Consider the following 17,371-nt stretch of genomic DNA (forward strand, 5'->3'; position numbering starts at 1 on the left):
CGGCGCTCAGGCCGCCACCGCCCGCAGGCTCGCGGGCAGAAACAGCCGCACCTGCGCCTCGATCTCGGCGGTGAGGTCCGCCGCGCCGGGACAATCCGGGATCGCCGCCACGGCCTCGCGAGTGAGGCGCGACAGGCGCTCCAGAGCGCCGCCCGTCCCGAGGAGCGCTGCGGCGTTCGGGCGCCCGAGCGTGGCATCGCGCCCGGCAGGCTTGCCGATCTCCTCCTGGCGGCAGGCGACGTCCCGCAGATCGTCGGCCACCTGATAGGCCTCGCCCAGGCATTCGCCGAGCCTGCGCCAGGGTTCCGCCTCGGCTCCGGACGCCGCGGCACCCGCCGCCGTGGCGGCGGCGAACAGCGCGCCCGTCTTGGCCTGCTGGTAGTCGCTGAGGCTGATATGCGCCTCGGATTCCCAAGCCTGACCGGCCGCGATGCCGGAGGGCGAGCCCGCGGCCCGGCCGAGAAGGCCGACGAGGCGGCCGAGCCGCCCTGAATAGGGACCCGCCGCCCGAGCCAGCGTCTCGAAGGCGAGCACGATGAGGGCGTCGCCCGTCAGCACCGCGATCGGCTGGCCGAAGGCCACGTGGACCGAAGGCTTCTGCCGGCGCATCGGCGCGTCGTCGAAGCACGGCAGATCGTCGTGGACGAGCGACGCGCAGTGCAGCAGCTCGATCGCCGCCGCCGCCGCCGTTGAGCCGGCCGGATCGTCGTCGCCGCAGGCCTGCGCGACGGAGAGGCAGAGGCGCGGGCGGATCCGGTGGCCGCCCGGAAACACCGCATAGCGCAGGGCCTCCGCGAGAATTGGCGGCGCCCCCGGGGCCTCCGCGTGCGCCACGGCGCGATCCAGCGCCATCTCGATTCGCCGGCCCGACTCCATTGCGCCGCCTCCCATGTTATTATGGCTTGTCAGCAACAAGTGTCATTTCTTATTGACACTCTCGGGCCGGGAGATCAATCCCGTTCCGGGGCTGGAAGCGGGGCGAGCGTGGCGCAGGAGCGCGTCGTCGTGATCGGGGCCGGGATCGGCGGCTTGGCCGCCGCGCTTCGGCTCGCGCAGGCGGGGCTCGACGTCACGGTTCTGGAACGGGCCGCGAAGCCGGGCGGCAAGATGCGCAGCGTTGTGGTAGAGGGCCAAGCGGTCGAGGCCGGGCCCACGGTCTTCACGATGCGCTGGGTGTTCGAGGAGCTGTTCGGCGAATGCGGCGCGCGGCTCGGCGACCGTGTAGCGCTGAGCCCGGCGAATCTCCTTGCCCGGCATGCCTGGAGCCGAGACGAGCGCCTGGACCTGTTCGCCGATATCGAAGCGTCCGCCGCCGCCATCGCGGCCTTCGCGGGCGACCGCGAGGCCGACGGCTACCGGCGGTTCTGCGCCCGGTCCGCGGAGGTCTACCGCACCCTCGAAGGCCCGTTCATCCGCGACGGGCGGACCAACCCGGCGGGCCTTGCCAAGCGGGTGGGCATCTCGGGCCTCGGCGATCTCTGGCGGATCCAGCCCTTCGCCACCCTGTGGTCGGCGCTGGGCACGTTCTTCCGCGATCCGCGGCTGCTGCAGCTGTTCGGCCGTTACGCCACCTATTGCGGCGCCTCCCCGTTCAGCGCACCGGCGACGCTGATGCTGGTGGCCCATGTGGAGCAGGCGGGCGTCTGGACCGTGGCGGGGGGCTTGAGCGCGTTGGCACAGGCCGTGGCGGATCTCGCCGCGGAGCGCGGCGCGACGTTCCGCTACGGCGCGCCTGTGGAGCGCATCGTCGTCGAGGGTGGCCGGATCACCGGTGTAATCCTGGCCGGCGGCGCGCGGATCGCGGCCGACACGGTCGTCTGCAACGCCGATTGCGCCGCCCTGGGCGCTGGGCTGCTCGGCCGGGATGCGGCGCCAGCCGGCGAGCGGCTGGCGCCGGCCGAGCGCTCACTCTCGGCCGTGACCCTCTGCGGGGTGGCGGAGCCCCGGGGCTTCCCCCTGGCCCACCACACCGTGTTCTTCTCCCGAGACTACCGGGCCGAATTCGACGCGATCCTGCGCCAACGCCGCCTGCCCGACGATCCGACCGTCTACGTCTGCGCGCAGGACCGGACGGGTTCCGGACACGCGCCGGCAGGACCCGAGCGCCTGCTCCTCCTCATCAACGCCCCGGCGGATGGCCGGGAACGTTCGCTTTCGCCGCCGGAGATCGAGACATGCGTGAGGAACCTGTTGCGCCGGCTGGAAGCCTCCGGGCTGAGCCTGAACATGGCGTCACCCGGGGTGACGACGACGCCCCGGGATTTCGAGGCGCTGTTTCCGGGGACGGGGGGCGCGCTCTACGGCCGGGCGGCGCAGGGATGGGCGGCGACGTTCAAGCGGGCCGGCGCGCGGACGGCCCTCCCGGGCCTCTACCTGGCGGGGGGCTCGGTCCATCCGGGTCCGGGTGTGCCGATGGCGGCGCAGTCCGGCCGGCTGGCGGCCGCGGCGATCCTGGACGACCGCGCTTCGACGGCCCGGTCGCGCCGGGCGGCTACGCGTGGTGGTACGTCGATGCGGTGAGCGACGACGGCCGCCAGGGCCTCACCATCATCGCGTTCATCGGCAGCGTGTTCTCGCCCTACTATGCCTGGAGCGCGGAGCGGGATCCGTTCGACCATTGCGCGATGAACGTCGTGCTCTACGGCGAGCGGAGTCGCTTCGCCATGACGGAGCGCCGCGCCGACAGCCTGTCGCGGAGCGCGGACCACATCGCCATCGGTCCCAGCGCGATGCACTGGGACGGCACGGCGCTGACCGTCCGGATCGACGAGCGCTGCGCGCCGCTGCCCTCCCGGCTGCGCGGCACGATCCGGCTGGAGCCGCCGGGCTTCACCGGCGGTCCGTTCCACCTCGACCGCGCCGGGCGCCACCGCTGGTGGCCGATGGCGCCGTCCTCGCGGGTGGAGGTCGCGTTCGATCAGCCCGGCCTCGCTTGGAGCGGGAGCGCCTATTTCGACACCAATGACGGCGACGAGGCCCTGGAGGACGCGTTCACCCGCTGGACCTGGTGCCGTGCCGACTTGTCGGATGGCGCGGCGATCCTGTACGACGTCGAGCACAGGGCCGGCGGCGGCCAGAACCTGTCGCTACGCTTCAACCGCGACGGCAGCCGCCGCGAGATTCGGCCACCGACGGCCGCGCGCCTGCCGGCGACGCGCCTCTGGCGCATGAACCGCGAAACCCGCAGCGATGATGGCCGCTCCCGCGTCCTGACCACTTACGAGAACACGCCGTTCTATGCCCGCTCCTTGCTCGCTTCGACGCTGTGCGGCGAACCGGTGCGCGCGATGCACGAGAGCCTGTCGCTCGACCGGTTCCGAAACCCGCTCGTGCGGCTGATGCTGCCGTTCCGCATGCCCCGGCCGCTGGTCCGGCGCACGTAGCGCCGCCGGCCCCGCAGGTCCGGCGGCGGAAGGCGCCCGTCACACGACTGCAATAGGGCCGATGCAACGCCGCCCTTCGGCGCTGTTTACCGCCCGGCCCAGCTTGTGCGAGAGGGCCTCGGCTGCGATCCTCGCGCCGTCAACTGAGGCGGTCACCGGAATGCGAGAGGACGAGGCGTCATCCGGCCCACGCGTTCTCATCTACAGCCACGACACTTTCGGGCTCGGCCATCTGCGCCGCTCGCGGGCGATCGCCAACGCGATCGTGTCGGGTGAAGGGAGAGCGCAGGCGGTGATCGTGTCGGGCTCGCCGGTGATCGACCGCTTCGCCTTCGCGCCCGGCGTGCGGACGGTCCGGCTGCCGCCGGTCGTCAAGTTCCTCGACGGGGGCTACGCCAGCCGCGATGCCGCCATACCGCTCGACCGGACGGTGGCGCGGCGGACGGACATCATCGCCCGCACCTGTGCGGCCTTCGCGCCCGACATGATCGTGGTCGACAAGGAGCCCGCCGGGTTTCACGGGGAGTTGCTTCCGACCCTCGAACGGGCGGCTGCGGCGGGGATCCGCTTGGTTCTCGGCCTGCGCGACGTGCTCGACGAGGCCGACCGCCTCGTCCCCGAATGGGAGCGCAAGGGCGCGGTCGAGACCATGGCGCGCTTCTACGACGAGATCTGGGTCTACGGCCTGAGCCGGATCCACGAGCCGCTGGCGGCACTGCCGATGGAGGCCGAGACCGCCGCCCGGATCGCGGAGCGGCTGATCTTCACCGGCTATCTCCGCCGCGACCTGCCGGAGCGTCGCCCCGGGCGCGAGGAGCCCGCCATGGCAAAGGGCCCGTTCATCCTCGTCACTGCGGGCGGCGGCGGCGACGGCGCCGCGCTAATCGACTGGGTCCTGGCCGCTTACGAGGCCGATAGCGGCATCCCGCTGCCCGCGCTCGTCGCCTTCGGGCCGTTCCTCGACGACGCGGCCCGCGGCGGGTTCGACGCACGCATCCGCGCGCTTGCCGGGCGGGTCGCCGCCATCACCTTCGACAGCGAGATCGAGTTCCTGATGAGCAAGGCGGCAGGCGTCGTCGCCATGGGGGGCTACAACACCTTTTGCGAGATTCTGTCTTTCGACCGTCGCGCGATCCTCGTCCCGCGCACCGAGCCGCGCCGGGAACAGGCGATCCGCGCCCTGGCGGCGGAGGGTTTAGGGCTCGTCCGGGTTCTGATGGAGGCGGATGGCCGGGCGCCGGAGCGCATGGCGGCGGCGCTGCGCGCCCTGCCAGATCAGGCCGAACCGTCGCGGGTGCTCGTTCCGGGCCTGCTCGACGGGCTCAACGCCGTCGCCCGCCGGGTCCGGGCACTCGCCGGCCCCGGCCTCGGTCACCAGCGCGTGCGGGCCTACTCGTGACGGCCTCGCGGATCGCCGTCGTCCTGAAGGGCTATCCGCGGCTGTCCGAGACCTTCATCGCCCAGGAGATCCTGGCCCTGGAGCGGCGCGGGCTGCCCCTGGAGATCTGGTCCCTGCGCCGGCCGACCGACCGGGTGTACCACCCGATGCACACGGCGGTCCGCGCGCCGGTCTCCTACCTGCCGGAGTATCTCCACACGGCGCCGCTGCGCGTGCTGCGCGGTGCCCTCGCGGCGCTCCGGCGACGCCGGCTTCCCGCGCTCCTGACGCTCTTCGCCCGCGATCTCCGGCGGGACCCGACGGCCTCACGCCTGCGGCGCCTCGGCCAGGCCCTTGTGCTGGCCCGGGAACTGCCCGCCGCGGTCACGCACATCCACGTCCATTTCCTGCACACGCCCGCCAGCGTCGCCCGCTATGCCGCCCTGCTGACCGGGCGCGGATGGAGCTTCTCCGCCCACGCCAAGGACATCTGGACGACGCCGGACTGGGAACTCACTGAGAAGCTGCACGACGCCCGCTGGGGCGTGACCTGCACCCGCGACGGCCTGAGACGCCTCGACGGGCTGGCCCCAGGCCGGACGCTGCTCGCCTATCACGGGCTCGATCTCGGCCGCTTCCCCGCGGCGCCGCGCCGGGACGACAGGCGGTCCGGTTCCGAGCCCGAGGCGCCACTGCGTCTGCTCTGCGTCGGACGGCTGGTCGCAAAGAAGGGGCACGACGACCTGATCGACGCCCTCGCCAGCCTGCCGGCCGGCCTGCACTGGAGGCTCGATCTGATCGGCGACGGCGCGTTGCGCGGCGCGCTCGAAGCGCAGGTCCGCGCCCGCGGTCTCGCCGGGCGGGTGACGTTCCGGGGCGCCCTGGCGCAACCCGAGGTGATCGCGGCCATGCGCGAGGCCGATCTGTTCGTGCTGCCGACGAAGCCCGGCCCCGGCGGCGACCGCGACGGCTTGCCGAATGTCCTCATGGAGGCCGCAAGCCAGGCCCTGCCGATCGTCGCCACAGCCTTCGGGGGCACGCCGGAATTCATCGCCGACGGCGAGCACGGCGTGCTGGTCCCGCCCGGTGAGCCAACCGCGCTGACGGCGGCTTTGACCCGCCTGGCGGGCGATCCGGACCTGAGGTGCCGCCTCGGCGCGGCGGCGCGTAGCCGGCTCGTGCTGGACTTCTCGGAAGAGGCCGCGGCGACCCTTATCGCAGGCCGCCTGCGGATGTCGGGCGGTCTCGGCGCCGCGATCGACAGCGTTGCGGAGGCCTCCGCGTGCGCGTCCTGATCACGGTCACGCATCTGCTCGGCGCGGGGCATCTGACCCGCGCGGCGGCCCTCGCCCGGACCTTCGCGGCGGCCGGCCACACGGTGATGCTGATTTCCGGTGGCGTGCCGTCCCCCCTGGTCCGGCTCGACGCGGTGCGCGTCGTCCAGCTACCGCCGTTACATATCGTCGGCACCGCGTTCTCGGCGCTGCTGAAGCCAGACGGTGAGCCGGCGGATGCGGAGTGGCTGGCCCGCCGCCGCGCGCTGATGCTCGACGCATTCGAGACCTTCGCGCCCGACGCCGTGTTGACCGAGCTGTTCCCCTTCGGCCGCCGGGCCCTGGGGGCGGAGTTCCTGGCCCTCGTCGAGGCCGCGCATACCGCGGTGCCGCGCCCCTTGATCCTCGCCTCCGTGCGCGACATCCTCGTCGCCCCGACGCGGCCGGAGCGGATCGCGCTGGCCCATGCCCGCGTGGCCGCGTTCTACGACGCCGTGCTGGTCCACGGCGATCCGGCCCTCGTGCCCCTTGAAGCCTCCTGGCCGCTCGATACCGCGACGGCGAGAAAACTCCGCTACACGGGCTATGTCGACGAGGGGATGCGCCCTGCTCCGGCCGCAGCGAGGGCCGGCGTGCTCGCCGCTGCGGGATCCGGGCCGGCCGGGCTGCTCCTGCTGCGCGCCGCGGCCGACGCGGCCCGGCAGCGGCCGGATCTGGATTGGCGGATCCTGGCCGGCCACGGGGTGCCGGAGGCCGCGCTGTCGGAGATCGGGCGCGGGCTGGCGGAAGGCGTTCTCGGCCGCGCCCGGGCGGATTACCGGACCCTGCTGGCCGATGCCGCGCTCTCGGTGAGCCAGTGCGGCTACAACACGGCCACCGACATCCTCGCGGCCGCCGTACCAGCCGTGCTGGTGCCGTTCGAGGCCGGCGGCGAGACCGAGCAGCGGCTGCGCGCAGAACATCTCGCCGCGCGCGGCCTCGCCCGGGTCCTGCCCGAGGCGGCGCTGAGTGCCGCGACGCTGCTCCGCGCCGTGGAGACGCAGCTTGCGGCGGCCCCGCCCGGCTTCCATGGGATCGATCTCGGCGGGGCCGCGCGCACGGTCGAGATTGTCGAGCGGCTGTATGCGGACCGGAGCGGCGGAAGCCGCTTCGCCGCATCGGCTCTCGATCCAGCGCAAGCCAGCCCGGTCAAACACGCGCACGACGCCGGATCAGATCGTGATGGCACGGCACGCGATGGCCGAGCTTGGTCGGATATCGGGGGTGCGACGAGACTTAATCCTCGCGTGAGCGGGGGTTGGGATGAGGGACGCGGAGAAACAGGATTTCCGCGCGTACAGGCTCAGTCCCTTTCGGACCGCCCTCATCATTCACCCTATCCCACCCGCGCGACAGAGCGGAGATCCGCACCGCACCCGTCTGCCGGCTCGCGCTGGCGCAGCCTGCGTGATGCCCTTGACGCCACCGGCCAGCGCAGCCTCACGGTTCGGTTCTTCTGGCGCGACGACGATGCGGTCACGGCCACGCCCGCCCTCGATCGGCTGCTCGCATTGGCGCAGGCCCACGATGCGCCACTCCTGCTCGCCGCCATCCCGGCCGGCATCGACGCCGACCTGGGACGGCGCCTGGCAACCACGCCCGAAGTCAATGTCGCGGTCCACGGCCTCGCGCATCGGAACCACGCCCCCTCCAACGCCAAGCCCTCGGAATTCGGCGCCGATCGCCCGCTTGTCCAACTCATCGCGGATGCCGCCGCCGGACTTCGGATCGCGCAGGAGCGATTACCGGATTTGCGCCTCCTTCCGATCTTCGTCCCTCCCTGGAACCGTCTTGCGGCGGCGCTCGCCGCCGCCCTGCCGGCCCTGGGCTATCTGGGCCTCTCCGCGGTCCCGGGGCCGCCGGTCCCCGGCCTGCGCCGGATCGACGCCACGCTCGATCCGATCGACTGGCGCGGTTCGCGCTCCCTGCGCGACCCAGACGCGATGCTCGCCGCCCTCGCCGAACACGTTGCGCGGATGCCGGAGCGCCCGATCGGCCTGCTGACCCACCATCTCGTGCAGGATTCGTCCATCTGGTGCTTCGTCGAAGAGCTGCTCGCCGTGCTCCTGAAGCATCCGGCGGTCGAGATGCTACAGCCGCGCCACATCGTCGACAGCGTCGCAATGGACAGGGGCGGTACGCCGCTCCATCATTCAGGCCACCAGCCCACGGGGACTGTTTGAGCGCGCTTCTGTCCATACGCGACCTTGCCGTCGCGTTTCGAGCCGAGCCGACACCGTTCGAGGCGCTGCACGGCCTGTCCCTCGACGTGAACAGGGGGCGGACGCTGGCGCTCGTCGGCGAGTCGGGTTCGGGCAAATCGGTGACCGCGCAGGCGATACTGCGGATCCTGCCGCCCTCGGCCACCATCACCCGCGGCCGGATCCTGTTTCGCGACGGCGCTGCGGAGGTCGACATCGCGCGGCTCCCCGCCGAAAGTTCGACGATGCGGGCGATCCGCGGCCAGCGGATCGCGATGATCTTCCAAGAGCCGATGACCTGCCTCTCGCCCCTCCACACGATCGGCGATCAGATCGGCGAGGCCCTGCGCATCCATACCGGCGCCGACCGGCGCGAGGCCGACGCGCGCGCGCAGGAGGCCCTGGCCCGCGTCGGCTTCCCGGATCCGAAGCGCGCCCTGGGGACCTACCCGTTCGAGCTGTCGGGCGGCCTGCGCCAACGCGCGATGATCGCCATGGCGCTGATCCTGAAGCCGGCCGTGCTGGTCGCCGACGAGCCGACCACGGCGCTCGACGTCACGACGCAGGCTCAGATCCTCGCCCTGCTGTCCCGGCTCCAGGAGGAGACCGGGATGGCGATCCTGCTGATCACCCACGACCTTGGCGTAGTCGCCAACGTCGCCCACGACGTTGCAGTGCTCTATCGCGGGCGCCTCGTGGAATCTGGGCCGCGCGAGGCGGTGATGCGTGCGCCTGGCCACGCCTATCTCAAGGCGCTGCTCCACGCGGTGCCCCGGTTCGACATGGCGCCGGGCGAGCGCCTGACCCCGATCCGCCCGGCCAAGGCCGACATTCCGCCGGAACGGGAGCGTGCGCCGCTGACGGGGCCGATCCTTCAGGTCGAGGGCGTGAGCAAGACCTTCACGCTGCGCTCCGGCCGCCTCTGGCAGAAGCCGCGGCTCGTCCACGCCGTTGCCGACGTGTCGCTCAGCCTCGCGGCGGGCCGGACGCTCGGACTGGTGGGCGAGTCCGGCTCGGGCAAGACCACGGTTTCGAAGATGATCATGCGGGCCCTGGAGCCGGATTCCGGCCGGATCCTGTTCGACGATGGCGGCGGCCCCCGGGACGTCCACACATTGAGCGGCGACGCGCTTTTTGCCTACCGGCGCACAGTCCAGTTCGTCTTCCAGGATCCCTACGCCTCCCTCGATCCACGCATGACGGTGCGCCAGATCCTGTCCGAGCCGATGGAGATTCATGGCGTCCCGGCCGCAACGCGCAAGGAACGCTGCCGTTCGCTGATGGCGATGGTCGGCCTGGAGGCGAGCGGCCTCGCGCGCTATCCGCACGCCTTCTCGGGCGGGCAGCGCCAGCGCATCGGCATCGCCCGGGCGCTCGCCGTGGAGCCGCGCCTCCTCGTGCTCGACGAGCCGGTCTCGGCGCTCGACGTGTCGGTGCAGGCGCAGATCCTGAACCTGCTCAAGGATCTCCAGGCGGCTTTGGGCCTCTCCTACCTGATCGTGTCCCACAACTTGGCGGTGATCGACTACATGGCGGACACGATCAGCGTGATGTGCCGGGGGCGGATCGTCGAGGAAGCGCCGCGGGCCGCCCTGTTCCGCCGGCCGGTCCATCCGTACACCCGGGCACTGCTCGCCGCCGTGCCCGATCCGAGCCTGGACCATCCCCTCGATTTCGCGGCCGTGGCGGCCGACCGCAACGACCCGACGCGCTGGGAGGCGCCCTACCGGCTGGAGCCCGACGAGGCGGGCGCGATGCGCGCCATCGAGGCCGGCCATCGGGTGCGGTTCGGCGGCGCGACCGAGGCGGCGGCCGCATGAGCCAGATGCGGCCCCCCGTCATGATGGAACGCCTGCGCCGGAAGGTGCTCGCGCCCTTGTTCGACCGGTTGGGCTACGACCTCGTGCCGGCAGCGCCCGACTGGAGCCACCGTCCGACCTCCCCGCGCGAGGTCGCAACGCTGCTCGACTCCGCCGCCGCCATCCTCGAACGCGATCTGACGGCGGCCGGGCTGGCGCCGGACGGCGCCGTCATCGATCAGGTCCGCACCTTTTGGTCGCTGATCCCGACCGCTCCTGTCCGGCAACGGCGGGGCGGCAGCGGCTTCAACGGGGCGCTGCAGCTTTATGTGGCGCTGCGGGCGCTGAAGCCGCAATTCGTGATCGAATCAGGCGTGTTCCGCGGTCTGACCACCTGGGTGATCCGGCAGGCCTGCCCGGAGGCGCGGATCTTCTGCCACGACCCTGACCTGTCGGGGCTCCAGTACCGCGACCGGCAGGCCCGCTACAGCACCGCCGACTGGTCGACGGCCGAGTGGTCGGGACTCGACCCGGCCGCGACGGTGGCGTTCTTCGACGATCACGTGGCGCAGGGCCGGCGGGTGGTGGAGGCGCACGCGAGGGGCCTGACCCGCCTGCTGTTCGACGATGACGCGGCTGGCCATCGGATCCACGCCCATGGCGGGCCCGCGCACCCGACCATCGCGATGATCACCGGCCCCGAGCACAGCCCGGAGCCGATCCGCTGGACCCGCAACGGCCGCCAGTTCGAGCAGCCCGCCGACGACGCTCTGGTCCGGCAGGCGGCGGGTCTGATCGCCCGGTCGCACGCCTTCGACGATCTACACGGGGCCACGGGGTATTCCCCGGCGCGGCTGACCTCTGTGACGTTGCGGGGTGGGCCATGAGCGGGTCGGATGGACGCGACGGTGTCCCCTACCCCCACTTCGGAGGCGGGAAGCTCAATGGGCGCCCTCTGAGTGAGCTGAGGTCGGGGCCAGACGAAGTCCCGCGCGGGTGGGGGGAGAGCGGTGTCTCCCGCCGCGCCCTCCTCGCCGGGCTCGGCGCCACGCTCGTCTGGTGGCGTGCGCCGTCCGCCGCGGGGGCCGACACGCCGGCCGAAGCCCCGGCCCCGCCGGACGCGCCCCTCGTCGTCGACCTCGCCGCCCATGGCCGCCGGCTCGGCACCGCCGGCGGCACGATCCGGACCCTGATCGCGAAAGCGCGGGACGTCCGCTACCTCTCGGTCTACGGCTACACGCGCTTGGTCGGCTACGATGCCGAGCTGAACCTGCGGCCGGACGTGCTGGAACGCGTCGATGTCGCTGGCGGGCGCTTCACCTTCACCCTCCGCAAGGGCCATCGCTGGTCGGACGGCCACCCGTTCACCACCGAGGATTTTCGCTATTACTGGGAGGATGTCGCCAACGAGAAGGCGCTGAGCCCGGACGGGCCGCCGGCCTTTTTCCGGATCGACGGCAAGCTGCCCCAGGTCGAGGTGCTGGATCCCGTCACGATCCGCTTCGGCTGGGACCGGCCGAACCCGCTGTTCCTGCCCGCCCTGGCGGCGCCGCGAGACCCGTTGATCTACCGGCCGGCGCACTATCTCAAGCCGGTCCACGCCCGGTACATCGGCAAGGACGCTGCCGACGCGAAGGCCAAGGCGCTCAAGCTCCGGGGCTGGGCCGCCCTCCACAACCGTATGGACGACAATTACGAGCTCAACAATCCGGACTGCCCGACCCTCCAGGGCTGGATCCCGAAAACCCGCTCGCCCGCCACACGGTTTCGGTTCGAGCGCAATCGCTCCTACCATCGGGTCGACACCGCCGGCACCCACCTGCCCTACATCGATTCGATCGTGATGGACGTCGCCTCGCAGGGCCTGCTGGTCGCAAAGACCAATGCGGGCGAGGCCGATCTGATGTTCCGTGGCCTGTCGATGCCCGACATCCCGAGCCTCAAGGAAGGCGAGGCGACCCATCGCTACCGTACCAACCTGTGGCCGGTGGCGCGCGGCTCGGAATTCGCCCTCTACCCGAACCTGACCACGATGGATCCCGTCTGGCGCCAGATCAACCGCGACGTGCGCTACCGTCACGCCCTGTCACTCGCGATCGATCGCCGGACCCTCAACAACACGCTTCTGTTCGGGCTCGGCACCGAGGGCAACGACACGATCGTGTCCGACAGCAAGCTGTTCGAGCCGGAGATGCGCACGCTCAACGCCGGCTACGATCCGTCCGAGGCGGCCAAACTTCTGGACGCGATCGGTTTGACCGGCCGTGACGGCTCCGGCACGCGGCTCCTGCCCGGCGGCCGCGCCCTGGAGATCGTCGTGGAGAGCGACGGCGAGGCCGAGATGGTGCTCGATGCGCTGCTGCTCATCACGGAGTTCTGGCGCGAGGTCGGCATCCGCCTGATCACCAAGCCGCAGGAGCGCACCAACCTGCACCGGCGCTCGATCGCCGGCCTGACCGTGATGGTGGCGGCCCAAGGGCTCGACCTAGCGGTTCCGACCGCCATCATGCCGCCGACCGAGCTGAGCCCGGCGCAGCCCGAGCATTATTCCTGGCCGCTCTGGAGCATGAACCTCGAAAGCCGCGGCAAGAGCGGTGAACCCTGCGACGTCCCCGAGGTCCAGCGCCTGATCGAGCTCGACCGCCAGTGGCGCGATACCGACGACGCGGTCCAGCAAGCCGCGATCTGGCGCGAGATGCTACTGAACCACGCGAGCAACACCTGGGTGATCGGTACCGTGGCCGGGGCGTTGCAGCCCGTGGTCGGCGCCGATCGCCTCGTCAACCTGCCGAAGCGCGCCCTCTATTCCTGGGAGCCCACCGCCATGATCGGCGTGCAGCGCATCGACGAGCTGTTCTGGGACACCGGCGCCGACACGCGCGCGGAGGCCCGGTGATCGCCGCGATCCTGCGCCGCATCGTCACCATGGCGGCAACGCTGCTGGTGATCTCGGCGCTCGTCTTCATCATCATCAAGTTGCCGCCGGGCGACTACCTGACCAACCAGATCTTGGAGCTGCGCGCCACCGGCGACGCGAGTTCCGTTGCGAAGGCCCAGCTGCTCGTCACGCAGTACGGGCTCGACCGGCCGATCTGGCAGCAATACCTGATGTGGATCGGCGTCATGCCCGGTGCGGGAGGCTTCTCGGGGCTGCTGCAGGGTGATTGGGGCTGGTCATTCGAGTACGACAAGCCGGTGGCCGACGTGGTCGGCGACGCCCTGTGGCTGACCCTGCTGATCAACCTGACGGCCGTGGTGTTCGTCCACCTCGTGGCGATCCCGGCGGCGATCTACTCGGCGACGCACCGGAACACGTTCGGCGACGCGGTGGTGACCCTGCTGGGCTATGTCGGCCTCGCGGTACCGGGCTTTCTGCTGGCGCTGATCCTTCTGTTCTACGCCAACCGCTGGTTCGGCCTGTCGATCGGCGGCCTCTACGATTCGGCGCTCACCAACCGGCCCTGGACCTGGGACAAGATCCGCTCCCTCCTCGGCCATCTGATCGTGCCGACCCTGGTGATCGGGCTCGGCGGGACGGCGGCGATGATCCGGCGCATGCGCGCCAACCTGCTCGACGAGCTGGCCAAGCCCTACACGGTCACCGCCCGGGCCAAGGGCCTGCCGCCCCTGAAGGCGCTGCTGAAATATCCGTTCCGGATGTCGCTGAACCCGTTCGTGGCGGATATCGGCAACCTGCTGCCGCACCTCGTGTCGGGTTCGGTTCTGGTCTCGCTGGTACTGAGCCTCCCCACCGTGGGGCCGCTGCTGCTCGATGCCCTGCGCAGCCAGGACCAGTTCATGGCCGGCTTCATCCTGATGTTCGTCGCCGCCCTGACGCTCGTCGGGATGTTGATCTCCGACCTGACCCTCGTCTGGCTGGACCCGCGGATCCGCATGGGGCTGCGATGATGGACGCGATCCCCGCCGGCCGCCATTTCGTCGATCCGGCGCCCTTCGAGCCCGAGGCCGGCCCCGAGGGCGGTGCCGGGAATGCCTCCGCATGGCGGCTGATCGCCCGAAAGTTCCTGCGTCACCGCTTGGCGGTCGCATCGGCCGTGATCCTGCTCCTGCTCTACGCGATCGTGCCGTTCGTGGAACTGCTGGCGCCCTACGGCCAAGCGCGGCGCAACGGCGACTTTCTCTACGCGCCGCCACAGGGTGTTCACCTCGTCCACGAGGGCGGCTTCGTCGGGCCGTTCGTCTACCCGTACCGAGCCCATCTCGATCTCGACACGTTCCGCCGGGACTACAAGGTCGACACGGCCGCCCCGCAGCCCCTGCGCTTCCTGTGCCGGGGCGACGGCTACGACTGGCTCGGGCTCGTCCATACGGACCTGCACCTCGTCTGCCCGCCGGAGAACGGCACGCTGTTTCTGCTCGGCACCGACAAGCTCGGCCGCGACCTGTTCTCGCGCCTGATCTACGGCGCGCGAATCTCGCTCACCATCGGCCTCGTGGGCGTCGCGATCTCCTTCACGCTCGGGCTCTTCTTCGGCGGCATCGCGGGTTATTTCGGCGGGATCGTGGATGCTGGGGTACAGCGGCTGATCGAGGTGGTGCGCTCGCTCCCGGAGCTGCCGCTCTGGCTCGCCCTCTCGGCCGCCCTGCCGCCGAGCTGGAGTCCGCTGCTGATCTTTTTCGGCATCACGGTGATCCTGGGGCTCCTGGATTGGCCGGGCCTCGCCCGGGCGGTGCGCGGCAAACTCCTGGCGCTCCGCGAGGAGGATTTCGTTCAGGCGGCCGAGCTGATGGGCGCCTCGCCGGCCCGCGTGATCGGCCGGCACCTGATCCCAAACTTCATGAGTCACCTGATCGCCTCGGCGACGTTATCGATCCCCACCATGATCCTCGGCGAGACCGCCCTCTCCTTCCTGGGCCTCGGCCTGCGGCCACCCGTGACGAGCTGGGGGGTGCTGCTCAACGAGGCGCAGAATCTGGCGGCGGTACAGCTCTATCCCTGGCTGCTGGTGCCGGTTCTGCCGGTGCTGGTGACGGTGCTGGCCTTCAATTTCATGGGGGATGGCCTACGCGATGCGGCCGATCCGTATCATTGAGACTGCGGCGACCTCGGGTCATCCCGCTAGCGGAAGCGGCGCGATCCGCGCTGGCGCGGCGGCGCTCTTGCGTTCCAGCAGGCCCGGCGGCGGCACCGGTGCCTCGATGGTGCAGACGACGCCGGCCGGTTCGTAGCTCAGGGCGACCTCGCCGGCGAGTTCCCGGGCAAGGCTGCGCTCGATCAGGCGCGAGCCGAAACCGGTGCGGGTCGGCTTCTTGACCGGGGGACCGCCGCGCTCGGACCAGCGCAGGTAGAGGCGGATCTCGGCCTCGCGCCGCACGGTCCAGGAGATGTCGACCATCCCGCCCTCGATCGACAGGGCACCATACTTCACCGCGTTGGTGCCGAGTTCGTGCAGCGCCATGGCGATGGACAGGGCGAGCCGCGGTGCGAGGCGGAGCGGCGGCCCGTTGACCCGGAACCGCGAAGCGCGGCCGTCGCCGGATTCGAGCGGACGGATCGCATCCGCAACGACAGCCGACAGCTCCGCGCCCTCCCAGCTCTCCCGGGTGAGCACGTCGTGGACGCGGGCCAGAGCCAGAAGCCGCGCCTCGAAGGCGGCCCGGGCGGCGTCGGCTTCGGCGCCTTCGAGGCCGCGCAGGGACTGCACGGCGATCGACTGAACCGTGGCCAGGGTGTTTTTCACCCGGTGATTGAGCTCGTGAATCAGCAGGAGCAAGTGCTCCTCGGCATTCTTGGCATCGGTGATGTCGATGTTGCAGCCGGTATAGCCCAGGAAGTTATGGTCATCGTCGAGGCGCGGAACGCCCTCGCAGCGCAGCCAGCGCGCGGCCCGATCCCGGTCGATCACCCGAACCTCGATGCGGAACGGAATACGGTCATCGAAGGCCTCCGAGAAGGCGGCGCGGAACCCTTCGAGGTCCTCGGGATGGATGATCCGCGTCCAGCCTTCGTTGGCGAGTTCGGCTGCCGGCATCCCGAACATGTGCTCGAAATGCAGGTTGGCGAAACTCACCTCGCCGGTCTCGTCCGTCATCCAGATCAGAGCCGGCGCCGAGTCGGCCATGTGCCGGAACCGGGCCTCGCTCTCGCTGAGCGCCGTCAGGCCGCGCCGCGTGTCTTCGAGCGCCCGATCGCGCTCCTCCTCCCGGGTGCGCAGCCGGAGCGAGGCCTCGGACAGCACGAGGGCGAGCCGCTGGATCTCGTGGACCGGCGAGGCGATCCGTGGAATCGCCTCGCCGCGCGCCAGAGCGGGTCCGGAGGCGGAGAGCAGACGCAGCGGGCGGGAGACCCGCGACCATAGATTGACGGCCAGCAGCGATGAGGTCGCGAGAACCAGCAGGCCGAAGCCCGCGAAGGCCCAGACCCAGCGCCTGACGCGCGCGTCGACCAACGCCTGGGGGATGCTGGTGGCGACCATCCAGCCTGTCAGGCGGGAGCGCGCCTCGATCACCACCACCGGCTTATGCTGGCGATCCTGCCCCTCCCAGACGCCGGGCGTCGCGGATTGTACCTGCCGCAGGCTCGCGAGCCGCGGACGGCCGATCACCGCATCGGGCTCCGGCAGGCGGGCCAATACGATGCCGTTGCGGTCGCTGATGCCCGTCGTCCAGCCGGGCACGACCTCGCGCGACAGGATGCCCTGGAGGCGTGACAGCGGAACGGTGAAGCTGAGGATGTAGCCGACCTCGCCGTCCATCATCACCGGCACGCCGACCGCGTAGGTAGCCTCGTTGACGGAGGGGCCCGGCACGTAGCCGCTCACCATGGCGCGCTGCGTCCCCTTCGTCAGTTCCTGGTCGAAGGGCAGCGCAACGACCGGGAGCGGCGCGCCCCGCGGCACGCCGGTGTTGACGACCTCCTGGCCGTTCGGACGCCTGAGCAGAACGTCGAGGTCAATTGATTCGCGCACGAGGCGCGCCTGCGCGTCGAAGGCGTCGAAATCGCCCTGCCGTATCCGCGGGGATGTGGCCAGCGTCTGCAGCACGGATACGAGGCCGGCGGTGTCGCGGTCCAGCGAGAGGCCGATCCCGCGCACGTTCTCGCGCGCATCCTGCTCGAACCGCGCCCGCTCGGCTGAGGCGTAGCGCATCAGCAGGATGCCTGTGAACAGGAGGCCCGGCCCGATCAGCGCCACGACGAGGGCGATCAGGTAGACCTGCGTCGAGAAGCCGTTGCCGGCGAAACGGTGAAGCCGCCGCGACAGCCACGACCGGCGCGCGGGGATCACCGCCGGGACGCCGCCGCCCGCCTGCTGGTCCGGACTCAAGCGGGGCCCGT

Annotated in this window: 12 protein-coding genes; 10 read left to right on the plus strand and 2 right to left on the minus strand. The window is 71.1% G+C overall.

From position 1 onward, the window contains the following. Positions 1 to 6: 6 nt before the first annotated feature. Positions 7 to 876, minus strand: coding sequence for a polyprenyl synthetase family protein (locus MKK75_RS33595; protein WP_244046795.1), 870 nt, complete (start codon positions 874 to 876; stop codon positions 7 to 9). A 108-nt stretch (positions 877 to 984) separates the two neighbouring features. Here MKK75_RS33595 and crtD point away from each other — a divergent pair, with 108 nt between their 5' ends. From crtD to MKK75_RS33645, 10 genes are all read left to right on the plus strand, one after another. Continuing rightward, positions 985 to 2,520 carry a 1-hydroxycarotenoid 3,4-desaturase CrtD gene (crtD, locus tag MKK75_RS33600; protein WP_244046796.1) on the plus strand — a complete coding sequence of 512 codons (1,536 nt, stop codon included), beginning with the start codon at positions 985 to 987 and terminating at the stop codon, positions 2,518 to 2,520. After that, on the plus strand, positions 2,517 to 3,383 hold the full coding sequence (locus MKK75_RS33605) for a carotenoid 1,2-hydratase (protein ID WP_244046797.1): 867 nt from the start codon (positions 2,517 to 2,519) through the stop codon (positions 3,381 to 3,383). The genes crtD and MKK75_RS33605 overlap by 4 nt, the downstream gene beginning before the upstream one ends. 160 nt (positions 3,384 to 3,543) lie before the next feature. Beyond that, positions 3,544 to 4,782, plus strand: coding sequence for a glycosyltransferase family protein (locus MKK75_RS33610; RefSeq protein WP_244046798.1), 1,239 nt, complete (start codon positions 3,544 to 3,546; stop codon positions 4,780 to 4,782). Continuing rightward, positions 4,779 to 6,056, plus strand: coding sequence for a glycosyltransferase family 4 protein (locus tag MKK75_RS33615; protein WP_244046799.1), 1,278 nt, complete (start codon positions 4,779 to 4,781; stop codon positions 6,054 to 6,056). Before MKK75_RS33610 ends, MKK75_RS33615 begins: the two co-directional genes overlap by 4 nt. Next, entirely contained in the window at positions 6,044 to 8,257 is a 2,214-nt protein-coding gene (locus MKK75_RS33620; protein WP_244046800.1) for a glycosyltransferase, read from the plus strand. Before MKK75_RS33615 ends, MKK75_RS33620 begins: the two co-directional genes overlap by 13 nt. Beyond that, a complete protein-coding gene (locus MKK75_RS33625; protein ID WP_244046801.1) occupies positions 8,254 to 10,095 on the plus strand; it encodes an ABC transporter ATP-binding protein in 1,842 nt (613 codons plus the stop codon). The genes MKK75_RS33620 and MKK75_RS33625 overlap by 4 nt, the downstream gene beginning before the upstream one ends. Next, complete coding sequence (locus tag MKK75_RS33630) at positions 10,092 to 10,961, plus strand: hypothetical protein (protein ID WP_244046802.1); 870 nt, start codon at positions 10,092 to 10,094, stop codon at positions 10,959 to 10,961. Before MKK75_RS33625 ends, MKK75_RS33630 begins: the two co-directional genes overlap by 4 nt. Further along, entirely contained in the window at positions 10,958 to 12,970 is a 2,013-nt protein-coding gene (locus tag MKK75_RS33635) for an ABC transporter substrate-binding protein (RefSeq protein WP_244046803.1), read from the plus strand. Before MKK75_RS33630 ends, MKK75_RS33635 begins: the two co-directional genes overlap by 4 nt. After that, positions 12,967 to 13,983, plus strand: a complete 1,017-nt coding sequence (locus MKK75_RS33640; RefSeq protein ID WP_244046804.1) for an ABC transporter permease — start codon at positions 12,967 to 12,969, stop codon at positions 13,981 to 13,983. The genes MKK75_RS33635 and MKK75_RS33640 overlap by 4 nt, the downstream gene beginning before the upstream one ends. Next, positions 13,980 to 15,128 carry an ABC transporter permease gene (locus tag MKK75_RS33645; RefSeq protein WP_244046805.1) on the plus strand — a complete coding sequence of 383 codons (1,149 nt, stop codon included), beginning with the start codon at positions 13,980 to 13,982 and terminating at the stop codon, positions 15,126 to 15,128. The genes MKK75_RS33640 and MKK75_RS33645 overlap by 4 nt, the downstream gene beginning before the upstream one ends. Before the next feature lie 18 nt (positions 15,129 to 15,146). Here the strand turns inward: MKK75_RS33645 and MKK75_RS33650 are convergent, their stop codons facing one another. Then, a complete protein-coding gene (locus MKK75_RS33650) occupies positions 15,147 to 17,360 on the minus strand; it encodes an HWE histidine kinase domain-containing protein (RefSeq protein ID WP_279594281.1) in 2,214 nt (737 codons plus the stop codon). Between the last annotated feature and the right edge of the window lie 11 nt (positions 17,361 to 17,371).

Origin of the sequence: Methylobacterium sp. J-030 (assembly GCF_022829545.1) — a bacterium.
Classification (GTDB): domain Bacteria; phylum Pseudomonadota; class Alphaproteobacteria; order Rhizobiales; family Beijerinckiaceae; genus Methylobacterium.